Annotated in this window: 14 protein-coding genes and 2 pseudogenes; 11 read left to right on the forward strand and 5 right to left on the reverse strand. The window is 70.2% G+C overall.

The window, feature by feature from the left end:
• The 10 genes and pseudogenes from tnpA to ACFY3J_RS33810 form a co-directional block, all read left to right on the forward strand.
• Positions 1-246 (forward strand): IS200/IS605 family transposase (gene tnpA / locus ACFY3J_RS33765; RefSeq protein WP_390842422.1); only part of this gene is annotated, 246 nt, incomplete at its 5' end.
• A 379-nt stretch (positions 247-625) separates the two neighbouring features.
• The gene (locus tag ACFY3J_RS33770; protein ID WP_384187776.1) at positions 626-1714 is read left to right on the forward strand and encodes a sulfite oxidase; all 1089 of its coding nucleotides are present in this window, start codon (positions 626-628) and stop codon (positions 1712-1714) included.
• Between the two features lie 52 nt (positions 1715-1766).
• A complete protein-coding gene (locus tag ACFY3J_RS33775; protein ID WP_390842423.1) occupies positions 1767-2378 on the forward strand; it encodes a TetR/AcrR family transcriptional regulator in 612 nt (203 codons plus the stop codon).
• Between the two features lie 115 nt (positions 2379-2493).
• Positions 2494-3201, forward strand: coding sequence for a cysteine hydrolase (locus tag ACFY3J_RS33780; RefSeq protein ID WP_390842424.1), 708 nt, complete (start codon positions 2494-2496; stop codon positions 3199-3201).
• Between the two features lie 217 nt (positions 3202-3418).
• Positions 3419-3958 (forward strand): annotated as a pseudogene (locus ACFY3J_RS33785) (GNAT family N-acetyltransferase); the annotation flags it as partial.
• Positions 3959-4385: 427 nt separating this feature from the next.
• Positions 4386-5363: a DUF4129 domain-containing protein gene (locus ACFY3J_RS33790; protein ID WP_390842425.1), complete on the forward strand. Its 978-nt coding sequence runs from the start codon at positions 4386-4388 to the stop codon at positions 5361-5363.
• Entirely contained in the window at positions 5360-5896 is a 537-nt protein-coding gene (locus tag ACFY3J_RS33795) for a hypothetical protein (RefSeq protein WP_390842426.1), read from the forward strand. Before ACFY3J_RS33790 ends, ACFY3J_RS33795 begins: the two co-directional genes overlap by 4 nt.
• Before the next feature lie 109 nt (positions 5897-6005).
• Positions 6006-7013 carry an AAA family ATPase gene (locus ACFY3J_RS33800; protein ID WP_384187803.1) on the forward strand — a complete coding sequence of 336 codons (1008 nt, stop codon included), beginning with the start codon at positions 6006-6008 and terminating at the stop codon, positions 7011-7013.
• On the forward strand, positions 7010-8356 hold the full coding sequence (locus ACFY3J_RS33805) for a DUF58 domain-containing protein (protein WP_390842427.1): 1347 nt from the start codon (positions 7010-7012) through the stop codon (positions 8354-8356). The genes ACFY3J_RS33800 and ACFY3J_RS33805 overlap by 4 nt, the downstream gene beginning before the upstream one ends.
• Positions 8353-8955 (forward strand): hypothetical protein, encoded by a 603-nt coding sequence (locus tag ACFY3J_RS33810; protein WP_384187793.1) that lies wholly within the window; start codon positions 8353-8355, stop codon positions 8953-8955. Before ACFY3J_RS33805 ends, ACFY3J_RS33810 begins: the two co-directional genes overlap by 4 nt.
• Positions 8956-9253: 298 nt before the next feature.
• On the opposite strand, the gene ACFY3J_RS33815 is transcribed toward ACFY3J_RS33810, so the two are convergent.
• The 3 genes from ACFY3J_RS33815 to ACFY3J_RS33825 form a co-directional block, all read right to left on the reverse strand.
• A complete protein-coding gene (locus tag ACFY3J_RS33815) occupies positions 9254-10048 on the reverse strand; it encodes a carbon-nitrogen hydrolase family protein (RefSeq protein WP_384187795.1) in 795 nt (264 codons plus the stop codon).
• A 310-nt stretch (positions 10049-10358) separates the two neighbouring features.
• Entirely contained in the window at positions 10359-11033 is a 675-nt protein-coding gene (locus tag ACFY3J_RS33820; RefSeq protein ID WP_384187798.1) for a pyridoxamine 5'-phosphate oxidase family protein, read from the reverse strand.
• A 326-nt stretch (positions 11034-11359) separates the two neighbouring features.
• A complete protein-coding gene (locus ACFY3J_RS33825) occupies positions 11360-11578 on the reverse strand; it encodes a hypothetical protein (RefSeq protein WP_390842428.1) in 219 nt (72 codons plus the stop codon).
• Positions 11579-11779: 201 nt separating this feature from the next.
• On the opposite strand from ACFY3J_RS33825, the gene ACFY3J_RS33830 reads away from it, so the two are divergent.
• Positions 11780-12367, forward strand: a complete 588-nt coding sequence (locus ACFY3J_RS33830) for a histidine phosphatase family protein (protein WP_384186660.1) — start codon at positions 11780-11782, stop codon at positions 12365-12367.
• Positions 12368-12504: 137 nt separating this feature from the next.
• Here the strand turns inward: ACFY3J_RS33830 and ACFY3J_RS33835 are convergent.
• Positions 12505-12624: pseudogene (locus ACFY3J_RS33835) on the reverse strand (IS5/IS1182 family transposase); the annotation flags it as partial.
• A gap of 99 nt (positions 12625-12723) precedes the next feature.
• The gene (locus ACFY3J_RS33840; RefSeq protein ID WP_384186663.1) at positions 12724-14265 is read right to left on the reverse strand and encodes a PstS family phosphate ABC transporter substrate-binding protein; all 1542 of its coding nucleotides are present in this window, start codon (positions 14263-14265) and stop codon (positions 12724-12726) included.
• Between the last annotated feature and the right edge of the window lie 212 nt (positions 14266-14477).

The following is a 14477-nucleotide window of genomic DNA, read 5'->3' on the forward strand; positions in this document are numbered from 1 at the left end:
TTCAACGGCGAACGTGATCACGTCCACCTGTTGGTGCACTACCCGCCTAAGGTCACCGTCTCGAAACTGGTCAACAGCCTCAAGGGCGTCTCCGCCCGCCGGATACGGCAGGAGTTCACCAGCCATATCAACCGCGCCATCATGCACGGGCATCTGTGGTCACCCTCGTATTTCTCCGCATCATGCGGCGGAGCACCGTTGGCGATCGTCCGCCAGTACATCGAGCAGCAACAACGTCCACTCTAAAGTGCACGTCAGAGCAGCCTTGAGATGCGTTCATCCCCGGCGTGAACGCCGGGGCTTTCTGCAAGAGTCCCGGTAAGCCGTCGACGAGAATCGCTTGCGTCCACCAGTCGCCTCGTCGACGCGGCCGCCATGCTCACCGCCGCCATGCAGGCACCGGCCGACGCACTGATCGACCAACGACGACCTCGCCGGATCAGGACAGGTCGGCTGGTGGCCGACCGGCGAGGCGGTCGCGGGTGGACGTGCACCTGGAGCTGGGCTCGTCGTACTCGGCCGTCTGTGGTTCGTGGGCTGGTTCGTAGGCCGGCGCCGCCGTGGGAGACGGCTGCGACGCGCTGCGTGTGAGGTTCGGCTGCCGGTGGCGGGTACTCGGCTGAGCATGGGCCTTTGGGGCAAACGGGACGACATGGTGGTGCACGAGCGAGAGCCGTTCAATGCCGAACCCCTTCGAGCGGCGCTGGCTGGGCGGCGAGAGACGCCGGTCGACACCTTCTACAGCCGCAACCACGGCCCGATCCCCGAATGCGACCCGGCGGTATGGCGGCTGCGGGTGGGCGGCCTGGTCGCGCGGGGGCTGGAATTGTCCTTGAAGGACCTGCGGGCACGGTTTGACGAGGTGGAGGTCGTGGCCACGCTGCAGTGCGCCGGAAACCGGCGAGCGGGCCTGGCCGCGGTGCGGGACATCCCCGGCGAGGACCCGTGGGGGCCCGGCGCCACGTCCACCGCCCGCTGGAGCGGAGTACGGCTGGCCGACGTGCTGGCCGCAGCGGGCCTGCGGGCACAGGCCACGCACATCGCCTTCGCCGCCCCGGACGTCTCGCAGCTGGCCTACCCGCCCCAGCCCTACGGCGGCTCCATCCCGACCACCAAGGCTCAGGGTCCGGAAGTACTGCTGGCCTGGGCCATGAACGGCCGGCCGCTACCCCCCGTCCACGGCGGCCCGCTGCGTGCGGTGGTGCCAGGCTGGATCGGCGCCCGCAGCGTCAAATGGCTCACCGGCGTCACCGCTCAGACCCAGCCGTCCGACAACTACTTCCAGGCCACCGCCTACCGCATCCTGCCCGCCGAGGCCGACCCCGACCAGGCCGGACCCGGCGACGGCATCTCCCTCGGCCCCATCGCGTTGAACTGCGACATCCTGAGCCCCGACGACGGCGCGAACCTATCGCCCGGGCCGACCGAGATCACCGGCTACGCCCTGGCCGGCGACGACCGCTCCGTCGCCCGCGTCGACGTCTCCCTCGACGAAGGACTCAGCTGGCGTCAGGCCGAGCTGGACCGGCCGGACAGCCCCTGGACCTGGCAGCTCTGGCGCATCACCCTTGACCTGCCCGTCGGCGAGACACAGGTGATCGCACGGGCATGGGACTGCACCGGCGCGGTCATGCCCGAGTCCCCGGCCCATCTGTGGAACCCCAAGGGCTACGCCAACAACTCCTGGGCCCGCGCCCGCGTCACCTGCCGCTGAGCAGTCCCTGCGCGAACACGACGATAGTTGACCGTTCGGCTATTATCGAAGGATGCCACGACCAGCCAATCCGCTCGTCCGTGAACGCCTCCTTGCCGCGGGGCTCGAGCTCATGCACACAAACGGCTTCAACGGGTGTGGCATCAAAGAGATCACCGACAGCGCCGGTGTGCCCAAAGGGTCGTTCTACAGCTACTTCGCCAGCAAGGAAGACTTCGCGGTCGCAGTGCTCGAACACTACTGGGCATCCATCGACCGTGACTTCGGCTTCAATCTGCGAGACGCATCCCGGCCGCCCGTCGAACGCGTCACCGCCTTCTTCCTGGCCATGACGGACCACAACGCGCAGCGCAACTTCGCGCTGGGGTGCCTCGTCGGCAACATGTCTCTCGAGCTGGCCGACCACAGCGCAGAGGTCAGGGAGAAGCTGGACCACATCATGGACCGGTGGACCGGCTTGATCGCCGCATGCCTCCGAGAGGCCCAGCTGAGCGGCGACATCCCGGGTGACCCGTCACCGGAGGAACTCGCGTTCGCGATCGTCGAGTCGTGGGAGGGGGCTGTCATGCAAGGACGCATCAGGCAGCGACGCGATGCGTACGAGAGGTTCGCAACTGTGGCCATTCCGCGCCTCCTTGGAACGTCGACTGCCTCGGTGAAGTAACAGACGACTGTTGCTCCAGCTGAGGAGGCGGTACTCTGATCCCAATAAAAAGACGACCGGTCACTTATTATTAGCCAGTCGTCAGCCACCCCCCTCGTGAGGAGCGGTCCCACTCATGTCCGACAGCAGCATCTACGCCGAGCCCGCCAACCCCGCACTCCCCGGAAGTGGGTTCACACTCGACCCCGCACGTGCGGCACTGGTCATCACCGACCCGCAGATCGACTTCCTGAGCCCGAAGGGCGCTACCTGGTCCGTCTTCGGAGACAGCATCACCGAGAACGGCACCGTCGGCCACATCGGCCGGCTTCTCGCCACCGCGAAGGAGGCGGGCATCACGGTTGCCGTGTCACCGCACTACTTCTACCCCACCGACCAGCAGTGGAAGTTCGGCGACCCGATAGAGCAGTTCATGCACAGCGTCGGCATGTTCAGCCGCACCGGTCCGCTCACCCTCGACGGCTTCACCGATTCCGGCGCCGACTTCCTGCCGGAGTACAAGGAGTACATCCTGGACGGGGGAACGGTCATCGCCTCCCCGCACAAGATCGTGGGGCCGGAGTCGAATGACCTCGTCCTCCAGCTGCGCAAACGCGGCATCTCGCAGGTGATCCTGGCCGGCATGGCGGCCAACCTGTGCACCGAAGGGCACCTCCGGGAGCTGGTCGAGCAGGGATTCGAGGTCGTCGTCGTCCGTGACGCCACCGCCGGGCCCCGGCTGCCCGAAGGTGACGGATATCTGGCCGCCCTCATCAACTTCCGTTTCCTGGCCAGCGCCGTGTGGTCGACCGAGCAGACCGTCAGTCAACTTCGTTCGGCCTGACGGCAAGCAACCCCCGGAAGGCGGGGCGAGTGACATGAACAGAAGCGAAGTCACCGAACGGGTCGTGGAGCCACTGCCCCAGGAGCGACCCGGTTTCCGCACAGGCCGGGATCGGCGGCGTGTACGGATACCGCCTCTGATCTGAGCGCCGCTACACCAGCTGAGACGACCGCCTATTGGTTTGTCGCCGGCCGACCCGGTCGGATAGGAAGCTCGCATGCTGAGAGGCGGCAAGGTCGGGCTCAGGGTCCGGCACGAGGAGGACGTCCCGATCCTGCAGGCCGAGCTCTACGACGACGTGGTCAACTCCTCGCAGGCCAAAGGCGGGCCGTGGCGGCCGATCACGCCCGGCTCGAAGGATCCGCGGCTCGTGGTGGACGACAAGGAGGAGGGGCGTGTCCAGTTCTCCGTGGTGGAGTTGGAGGGCTGCACGCTGGTCGGCACCGCGGAGCTGTGGGGCATCGACAACCACAACCGGTCCGCGCACATCGGGCTGGGGCTGCTGCCGTCCTCCCGCGGCAAGGGTTACGGCACCGACGTGGTCGCGGTGTTGTGCAACTACGGTTTCGTCGTGCGCGGCCTGCAGCGGCTGCAGGCCGAGGCGCTGTCGGACAACACCGCGATGCTGCGCTCCGCCGAGCGCAACGGCTTCCTCCGCGAGGGCGTGCCGCGCTCCTCGGCCTGGGTGATGAGTGAGTTCCTGGACGAGGTGCTGCTCGAGCTTCTCGTCCAGGACTGGAAGCCGGAGTCGAAGGGCTGGGCTGCCGCCCGGCGGTCAAGGGCGGGTCGTGGAGCCGACGCGTACGGCCGAGGGCCAGGACGGCGACGCTGTGAGGAAAGGGCCAACGCCTTCGTTGCGTCCCTCCTGACGGGTGAGCGGCCACGGCAACCTGATGGCTCGCGTCCAGCAGCAGCCGCCCCAGTCCCGTGTAGGGCGCGACGTTGCTCATGAACAACGAACACCGCCAAGTCGGCATGCTGCTCATAGCCCCGACATGCGCTGTCAAAACCGGGACGACGACGCCGGGATGTCGCAGCACGGGCTGCAGGGCACGCACAACGCGACGTGTCGGACGGTACGCCGGTCGCTGGATGCCCCGCCCCGTTCCGCCCCACCGGTGAACCCCTGCTGGCACGCCGGCGACCGGTGTGCGAAGCTGCCGGTCGCGACGGAGGGGTGTGGCGTGGGGCGGGTGCGTACGGCGGACGGGCGACAGCGGCACGGCACGATCGGGGCCGCGCAGGCCGCGTTGACGGTACTGGTCGTGGGCTTAACCGCCCTAGGAGCACTGCTGCTGCACCCCGGCACGGGTCTGTTCGTCAAGGGCCGCGGGCCGCTCGGCGGCAACCCCGTCCTCGTGCTCGGCATCGCCCTGCTGTCACTCCTCGGCGGCATCGCACTGCGCGGGAAGCACCTGGAGCAGGTCAGCGCCTGCCAGAAACTCAACCCGGTGGAGGAGCGGTTGATGGACGGCGTGGGCCGCGTCCTGCTGGCCGCACCGCTGGTCCTCCCGCTGCTCATCCTGGTCCTGCACCAGTTCGGTCCGTCCGGCGGCAGCCACGGGGACGGCCACGGGCCCGTCCGGCTTCCCCCTGCGCGGCAGGACCCGGCGAGCACCCCGCCACCCACACTGCCTGCCGAGCACAGTGGCCACAGCATGCACTTCGGGCTGACGCGCATCCTGTTCGGTCTCGGCATCGCCCTGCTCGCCGTGGCCCTCGTGCTCGCCGGGGTGTACCTGTGGCGGTATCTGACCCGGCCGCCGGCTACCGAGGTCCCGGCGACGTACGCGACGCTCGACGACGAGCAGGAACGCCTGGCCCAGGCCGTGGACTCCGGGCGCCGCGCCCTGCTGGACGGAACCGACACCCGCGCAGCCGTCATCGCCTGCTATGTCGCCATGGAGGAGTCGCTCGCCGACTCCGGCGTGGCCCGGCGTGCCTCGGACAGCCCGCAGGACCTACTGGAACGGGCCGTCGCCGGCGGCCTGCCCGCGAGAGCGGCCGCCGTCGAGCTCACCACCTTGTTCCGCGAGGCCCGTTACTCCACGCACCCGATGGACGGCGGCCACCGCGACCGGGCCGCGGCCGCGCTCGCCGAGATCGCTCACGGCCTGCGCTCGCGGGCGCGTGGGCCCGAAGCGGAGGCGGGTGCCACGTGAAGGCGCTCACACGGATCCGGACCTTCGTCAACTCCGTGCTGGGAGCGCCCGGTTCCATACGGCACTCGCTGGCCGTACTCGTCACCCTCGCCGTCGCGGCCGAAGTGCTGCTCGCCCTGGCCGACGGTGTCGCCGCAGCCGCCACCGGCCTCGCCCTCATCACCGCTGTTGCGCTGGCCCTGGGGCGCTATGCCGCGGGCGGTGCCGCCCAGGACAACGGACACCGCAAGCCGGTGCGCCTGCTGGGCAGGCGGGTCCCGGCGCTCGGCGGGTGGCGGCGCATCGTGGCCAACACCCTCGCGGACGACAGCGAAGTGCACCTCCGCACCGTCATGCGGCCGCAGTTGCAGCGGCTGTTCGCCGCCCGGCTGGCCCAACGGCACGGCGTGGCGATGTACCGGCACCCCCAGCGGGCCCGGGCCCTGGTCGGCGCCGAGCTGTGGCCGTGGATCGATCCCGAGGTGACCGCTCCGCAGCCCACTCTCCCCGAGCCCGTCCTGCGCTCCCTGCTCGACCGCCTGGAAGCCCTGTGACCGGTGGCGCTGCGGCCGACCCCGCAGCCCGCGCACCCCGACCCCGCCCCGTGAGGATCCGATCGTGACCAGTCCGCGCACCCCGACCCCGCCCCGTGAGGATCCGACCGTGACCAGCCCGCAGCCCACCCCGGACCAAGACATCCTGACCCCTCGGCAGGCGGGCGAACGGGCCGCGGCCGTGCTCGACGAGATCCGCACGGCCGTGGTCGGCAAGGCGGAACCGCTGGCGCTGGTGATGCTCGGTATCCTCGCCGGCGGCCACGTCCTCATCGAGGACCTGCCGGGACTCGGGAAGACGCTGCTGGCCCGCTCCTTCGCCACCACCCTCGGCCTGGACTTCTGCCGCATCCAGTTCACCCCCGACCTGCTGCCCTCCGACGTCACCGGCGCTCCGTTCTACGACCAGCGGAACGCCGACATGGTCTTCCGTCCCGGACCGGTCTTCACCCACCTGCTGCTCGCCGACGAGATCAACCGCACCCCGCCCAAGACCCAGGCCGCGCTGCTGGAGGCGATGGCCGAGTCCCAGGTGTCCATCGACGGAAGCACCCGGCCGCTGCCGGAGCCCTTCGTGGTCGTCGCCACCGCCAATCCCATCGAGTACGAGGGCACGTACACCCTGCCCGAGGCTCAGCTCGACCGGTTCCTGCTGCGGGTGCGGATGGGCTATCTGACGGCGTCCCAGGAGGCCGGCATGCTGCGCGCGCGTGTCGATCGGGCGGTGCCCGAGGCTGTGCTGCGCACGCTCAGCGGGCCGGGCGAGGTGCTGGCCATGCGGGCCGCCGTCGAACGCGTCGAGGTGGACGACGACCTGCTGGATTACGTCGTCGCGCTGGTCGGCGCCACCCGGGCCCACCCGCACATCCAGGTCGGTGCCTCTCCGCGCGGTGGCCTGGCCCTGGTGCAGCTCGCCCGTGCCCGTGCCGTCCTGGACCTGCGGGACTACGTGACCCCGGAGGACGTCAAGTCCGTGGCGGTGCCGGCCCTCGCGCACCGCGTCACCCTCAAGCCGGAGCTGTGGGTCCGGCAGATCGACGGCGACGACGTGATCCGCGAGGTCATGCAGTCCGTGCCCGCCCCGCAGACCCTGCCTCGCGCGCCGGTCGTGTCATGACGGAGCCGATGCCGGCCCGCAGAGCGTCCGCCGCCGCCCAACGGGCCCTGAACGGCCCCCAGGACGTGACCGCCGAACCCTCGCCACCACCCCCGCCCGGCTGGCGCACCGGTGAACGCGCGCTGCGGCTGGGCACGTTGGCCGTTTTCGCGCTGACCGCCGCGCTGATCACCGGGCGGCCCTGGGTACTTGCTCTCGCCACCGCGCCCCTGGTGCTGCTCGCCCTCGCCCTGCCGAGCGGGCCGCGCCCGGACGCTGTGACGATCGAGGTCGAGGTGGAGCCGCGGCGGTGCTTCGAGGGCGAGCAGGTGTCGGTGCGGATCGCGGTGGCCTACGACGGTGAGACCGGCCGCCTGGACCCCGGCGTCACCCTCGGTCACGGGGTCCGGCTCGACCACCTCGCGGTCGGCCCGCACCGCGTCGAGCTCGTCCTGACCGCGCAGCGCTGGGGCCGCTGGACGCTCGGCACAGTCGACGTCGACGTCTACGACCGCGGCGGGCTGGCCCGCCGCACCGTGCGGGCCGAACTCGGCGAGATCGCCGTCTTCCCAGTGCCCGAACACGCCGGACTCACACCCATCCCGGTCCGGCTGCCGGAACGGCTCGGAGAGCACACCGCCGTGCAGCGCGGCGAGGGCGTCGAGGTCACCGGCGTGCACCCGTATGTGCGCGGCGAACGGCAGCGCCGGATCCACTGGCCGGCCACCACCCGCCGTGGCACCCTGCAGGTCCACCAGTTCGCCGCGGAGCGCACCGCCGACACCGTGGTACTGCTGGACGTGCTCACCGACGTGGTCGACCCGGTCACCGGCGCGTCCTCCCTCGACGAGACCTTCCGGGCCGCTGCCGGGCTGGTCCGCGCCTACCTGCGCACCCACGACCGGGTCGGCGTCGTGTCGGTCGGTGGCGTGACCCACTGGCTGCAACCGGGCAGCGGCCATGGGTACTTCTACCGCATCATCGAAAGCGTGCTGGAGGTCCGCAAAGACCTCGCGTTCCGCACGGAGGGCCTCAGTCTGCTCCCACCGCCCGCATTGCCCGAAGGAGCGCTGGTGTACGTCATCACGCCGCTGACCGAGCAGCGGATTTTCGACATCCTGCACCAGGTGCGCGGGCGGGCCAACCCGTTGGTCGTGGTCGAGATCCCCACCGGCGACCCGGTCGTGGAACCCGGCGACTCCGAGGGCGAACTCGCGCTGCGGCTGTGGCGGGCCGACCGCGACGCCATGCGCTTCGCCCTCGTGGAACGCGGCATCGCGCTCGTCGCCCACCGGCCCGGCGAGACCCTCGACCTCGCCCTTGCACCGCTGCTGCGCACCCGCATCCACGGAGGGACCCGATGACCCCCGCCTCCGTCCGGTTCGCCCGGCCAGGCCCGCGCCCCGCCGGCAGCCGAGCCGCCCGGCTCATCGAACGGCTCACCTCCCGTATCACCGACCGACTGCTCGGAACGGCCCTCGCCGTCGCCGCCTGCGACCCGCCGGCCGCCCTGCACGCACCGCCGCTGGTCAGGGTGCTGGTGCTCGTGGCGGCGGCAGCCGCGTGGTGGGCCGCTCCGATGGTCGACGCGCGCCCCGTCCTGACCTCCATGCGCTGGCGGACCGTCGCGGCCCGTCGCAGGACGACCCTGCTTCCGGCCGCGGCGATCGCGGTCGCGGCGGCCACCGGCCCCGCGGTCTGGCTGGTCGTCTGCATCGCCGCCCTGCTACTCGCCTACCTGCTCGTCACCGACGCATGGACAGCCGGTGTCACCGCCCCGCCCGGCCAGCCGCAGGCGACACCCGCACTGGCGGCCGCCGCCGCGACCGCGGTGGTCCTGCTCGCCGCCCAGGCGCCGGTCGCGGGCACCTCATGGGCACGGTTGCCCGCCGCACTCGCCATCGCCGCGACCACGGTTTGCCTGGTACTGGCGCTGCGCACCCGTCGCCGCCCGGCCGGCTGACCGCCGCACCGGACCGGCCTGGATCGCTTCAACGTATGACCCCTCACCAAGCCGGTCCCGCCCCGTCATCGAACCGAAACGGCGGCGTGAGCCAGCGGATGGATGATCCGCGTCGTGCTAGGGCGACCCCTCCCCAGGGCGCAGAGTGCGGGGCCACCCGAGCCCTGTGTCCTGTCAGCGCGGGGCACTCTCCGAACGCTAGGACCCAGCTCCCGGTTTCGCCTCCTCCGGCGCGTCGGCCGAGTGAGTACCGGCCACGGGCTACGGGCTGCCGGCTGGACCCGGTCCGGCCGGCCCCTCAGACGAAGTCGACCCGGAACCTCCGGTTCGCCAGGCTCGGGTTCTCGGCGCGGACGGCCTCCACGCGCGCCGCGTCGACGACGGCGGACGCCACCCCGGGAGCCTCGCCCGCCGATGCCGCCACATGGCCCATCGGGTCCACGATGAGGCTGTGGCCGGTGCAGATGGGGCCGGTCTGACCGCAGGCAAGGACGTAGGCGGTGTTCTCGATCGCCCGGGCGCGGACCAGCGTGGTCCAGTGGTCCTCCTTGGCCGGGCCGACCACCCAGGCGGCGGGGACGACCAGGGCCGTGGCACCCGCGTCGATCAGGAACCGGGCCATCTCCGGGAACCGGAGGTCGTAGCAGGTCATGACGCCGAAGGTGACTCCCTCCAGGGTGAAGAGCAACGGCGAGGGCGTATGGGCCTGGACGTGGTCCGACTCGCGGTACCCGAAGGCGTCGTAGAGATGGACCTTGCGGTACACCCCGAGCGGATCGCCCTTCTGGTCCACCGCGAGGACGGTGTTGCTGGGCCGTTCGCCCTGGACTGCCGGCGTCTCGGTCATGCCCGCCACGACGGCGATGCCGTGCCGCCTGGCCAACGTGCCGATCGCGGTGACGAACGGGCCGTCGACCTGCTCGGCGTGCTGGACGATGTCCGCCTCAGGGTCGGGGTTGAAGTACATGGCGTTCTCGGGCAGTACGACGAGCTGCGATCCCTGAGCGGCCGCCTGACCGATCAGGGCTGCGGCGGCCTCGAGGTTGGCGGCCTTGTCGGTGGTGGCGTTGAACTGGCCGACGGTGGTGAGCATGGTCTGCCTCCTGGCGGTGCTGGTACAGAGCGGCGGTCAGTGCGGTCGTCTCGGCGAGGGGGCCGCCCCGAGGCCGGCCACGAGGGAGCCGGTGGCTGGTGTGGCGGCCTTCCCCTGTGGCGGTGTCGTTGCCACTCAGATCGCAGAGCTGGGTGCCTGGCCGCCTTCGCCGGTGGGCCAGGGCGGGAGTGCGCGCTCGGCCGCCCCGGCGGGTGCCAGGGCACGAACGGCCGGCCACAACTCCACAGTGAAGGAGCGGATGAGGCTCATTACCCCTGAGTCCCACCCTCCCGAACGTCGGGATAACCACTCAGCCGTGCCGGGTTCCCTCCCGGCATGCGATGTGCCCTGGTATGGGGGTGCCGGTAGGCAGTGCTGGATCGGGGACGGGCTCGCCCCATACGGAAGTCAGGGGCAGGATCCCGGCCCACAGCCCGAGTCCCGCGTCGGGCCCGTCACCGTCCTCGGGTGCGCCGGTACGGATCTTGACTGAGGCTTCTTCCAGGGAGAGGGCGAGCAGGGTGGTGGCGGCGAGTTCTTTGCGGTTCGGGCGGCGGGCGTAAGACCACTGGCCAGGAGCCGAGTGCTCGGTGAGCCGGCGCAGCCCCGCAAGTTTTTCCTCGGGGTCGGTAACCTTGCGAGCGTCGCCGTGGATCACGGCGCTGCGGTAGTTCACACCATGCTCGAAGACGGACCGGGCGAGCACCAGCCCGTCGACGTGTGTGACGGTGACGCAGACGGGGAGATCACCGGTCAGACTGCGACTGGCTACGGACCCGTGCAGATACAGCCACTGCTCGTCCCGCCCGTACACCGTGGGCAGGACAAGTGGCCGCCCTTCGATCACCACCCCCAGGTGACAGACGAACCCGGCGTCGAGAACCGCCTCCAGATCGGTCCGCTCCAGGCTGGCCTGTTCACGTAGGCGCCGATGCCGGGTGCGATCGGTAACGGGGAGTCGGGGCGGGAGGGGTTTCGAGACCATACCGCCGAAGGTAGCGATATCACACATAGCCGTCTAGATGTCTTCTGATCTCATCGAAGAGTCGGCTACCGAACAACGAAATCCGCAGAAACGCCTCCTCGCAGAGCCATTCCCCCTCCGTGATCGTTGCTCGGAACAGTCAGCTAGGAATGTGAGCGCAGCCCCAACGCGCCGTGCTGAACGAGCCCAGCGGGTGCATTGGCAGAGCCCGACTTCCGGCGCGTCAACTCCACCAGCTTCGAACGGAGGTCAGACGCCGGTTCGCCGAGCACGATGACACTGAGCACCAACTCAAGCATCAGGCAGTCGTAGTCGTCGTCCCTGCCTCAATTGCGCTCTGGATCACGTTCAACCACGGCACGCGCGATCCACCATCCACCGTCGGCCTCCACGTGGGAGAAGCCCTCCAGACCCTGGAGGCAGGCCTCGCCGAAGCGCTCGTCGATGGTGATCGTGCTGCGGACGGCACCCCAGTTGTCCGCGTGCTGGACGTCCGTCCGGTTGTTCCGGACCGTACCTATCGGTGTGATCTCGCAGCTCGGCATGGCCAGAGGCTCTGCCCGCCGCACCCGTGCCGGCATCGAGGCGATCGGCACCGGCGTCCGAGGACCAGCACCAAACTTCACCAGACCCGCTTGGAGGTCATCTCAGTTGGTGAGTCAGCCGTCGCAAATGAGAGTGCGGGCGGTGGCGGCGAAGGCGAGGAGTGGTCGGCCGTGTCGCATGGTCAGATATCGTGCGCGGCCATGGGTGAACTGATAGTGATCAGGCATGGCCAGACCGAGTGGAGCCTGTCGGGCCAGCACGCCGGCCGTACCGACATTCCACTGACTGATGCGGGTGAGGCCGCGGCCAAGGCGCTCGCTCCGCGGCTGGCCCGACGCCATCTGGTGGCGGTGTTCAGCAGCCCGCTGAGCCGCGCCATGCGGACGGCCGAACTGGCGGGCCTGGCCGGCGTCCGGCCCGATCCCGACCTGATGGAGTGGGACTACGGCGGCTACGAGGGCCTGACCGCGGCGCGGATCCAGGAGATGAGGCCGGGTTGGGACCTGTGGCGGGACGGCGTCATTCCCGGCGGCGACGACCATCCCGGCGAGCAGCTCCAGCAGGTGGCCGCGCGCACGGACGCGGTGCTGGACCGGATACGGCCGCTGCTGGACGAGGGCGATGTCGCCGTCGTCGCGCATGGTCATCTGGCGCGCGTTCTCACGGTGCGCTGGCTCGGCCTCGACGCCTCCGCAAGCCGGCTGCTCGGCCATCCGCATCCAGGCACTCTCAGCTTCCTGGGCATCGAGGACGGGCAGCCGTTCATTGCCGCCTGGAACGTCCCGTAGCGGCAGAGCCGCTGCCTCATGCCTGCCGCGAGAGGTGCCGGAAGCACATGAGCGCCGCGGCGATCCCAGCGAAGGCCAGAAAGTGTTCCGCTTTGCGTTCATAGCGACGGTGCAGGCGGCGGCACCCGGCCCTGGCCGTCATGGGTGTTGGCGGCGGAGATCCCGATGGAGAGCGGCAGACCGGTCCGCTCGGTGACCAAGGGGATCTTTGAACCTTTCTTGCCGCGATCCACGGGATTCGGACCCGTCAGGTCCCCCCTCAGCCCGGACAGCGTGCGCTCGACCACCCGGCGGTGTCCGCCCAGGCAGCCGGAGTTCTGTCGCCGGCGCAGTCAGCTGCGCGGCTTGCGCGAGGTTCAGTCGGCCGCGCCGCAGACCCGCAGTCCCACGGGTGTTCCGCATGGGAGATGCCCGTGGGTGGCGACCACGCCCTTGCCGGTTCCGTTGTCGACGGCGTACGCGAGGAAGCTGGAGACCAACGAATCGGCGGGGGGACGGCCGTAGGTGTAGGCGTACTCGATTTCGCGGTAGGGGTAGCCGCTCGACTCGAGGCGGTCCAGGTCGGGGGCGTGCCCGTCCAGATCGAGGCGGTGCAGCCCCTTCGGTCGTTCCGGAGGGGAGGCGGCGCGCAGTTCGCTGTAACCGATCGCGCCCGGAGTGCGGGCCACGGTGTCGAGGACCTGCTCCGTCGAGTCGAGCTCGCAGCGCAGCACGGGCGTGCTGCGGACCGTGCGGTTGACGCAGTCGTCCGACGACGCGGGTGGTTCGTCCGTGCCGCCGAGAACGCGGCTGATCAGGGCGGAGCGGGTGCCGGAGCCAGAGGTACGGCTGACCAGGACGACGGGCAGGTCGGGGCCGTCGAGCTGCGACCAGTTGCGGATCTCGCCCCGGTACATGCGGCGCGCATCGGCCACGGACAGGTTCGTCAGGCGCACGTCGTCGTGCACGACCAGCGTGAACAGGGAGACCGCGACGCGGCTCTCGCTGAGCCGGGTGTAGCTCGCCGGGCGCGGACCGTCCGAGAAGGCGATCACCGGCGCACCCTGCTGGCGCCGGCCCCCGGACAGGGCAAGTTCGCGCACTCCGGTACGGCTGCCGTGGGTGGCCACCGTGATGTCCGGCTTTCCGCCGCAGTGGTCCCGGTACTTCTGTGCCAGCTCGTTCATCACCGGCGCGAACGCCGTCGAACCGGTCAGTCTGAGGCTGCCCGTCTCGCAGTCGTCGGGCAGCGGGCCTGGCACAACGAGCGGCAGGGTGGCCGCCGCGATCAGCGCGAGGCCGAGGACGACGGTGGTCCAGCGAGCCTGCTTGCTGAACACCGGTGGCTTCTCATCGGGCGTCAGACTGTGGTTCTCGTGGAGCGTGCCGTCCTTGATGTCGCCGGTGACGACGACCGGAGCACCCTCCTGGCCACCCGTCAGGAGCACCAGGATCTTGTAGTAGGCACCCGGCTTCAGCGGGACGCGCGGGATGCGCAGTGTGCACGGGCCCGCGACGAACAGGCCGGGCTGGTTCTCGAAGTAGCCCATCAGATTGGCGTGTTCATCGGGCAGTGTGACGTCCTGCGCCTGGATGCGCCGCCCCGGGAACTCGGCGCTGAGCCCGTACTGCGCCGACGGGTCGATGTAGTCGGATTCCTCGACGTGCCGCGACCCGTCGTTCTCGATGCGCAGCAGCACGAGGGTGGCATCGCGCATCGTGGGCAGGTCGTTGAAGAGGCCGAGGCGCGGGTCCACCCCGCCGACCTGGCCGTTGTGACCTATCGCGATGTCCATCTGCTTGCGGAAGCCGATGCGTCTGCTGCGCCGGGCCCGCCGGTCGGCGATGAACGGCGTAACGATGGAGACGGCGCCAAGCACCAGGCCGGCGGCCGTGAAGGTGATTTCGAGCCATCCCACGAGGCCGACAGTACGGACCCGCCGGGCGTTTCGGCGGGGGCGGCGACGATCGCCTCCGACTGTTCGTCGGATGTTCAATTCGACGTGCGGGTGACACGGGTTCACGGTGAACCCGGCCGCCGACCCGACGCGATATCAGGAAGCTGCCCTGGTGAACGGATTGGACGTGCCTGCGTGTGTGTGCGCGTGCGTGCGGGGGCCGCCGACGCCAG

This window comes from Streptomyces sp. NPDC001231 (genome assembly GCF_042896885.1).
GTDB lineage: Bacteria > Actinomycetota > Actinomycetes > Streptomycetales > Streptomycetaceae > Streptomyces.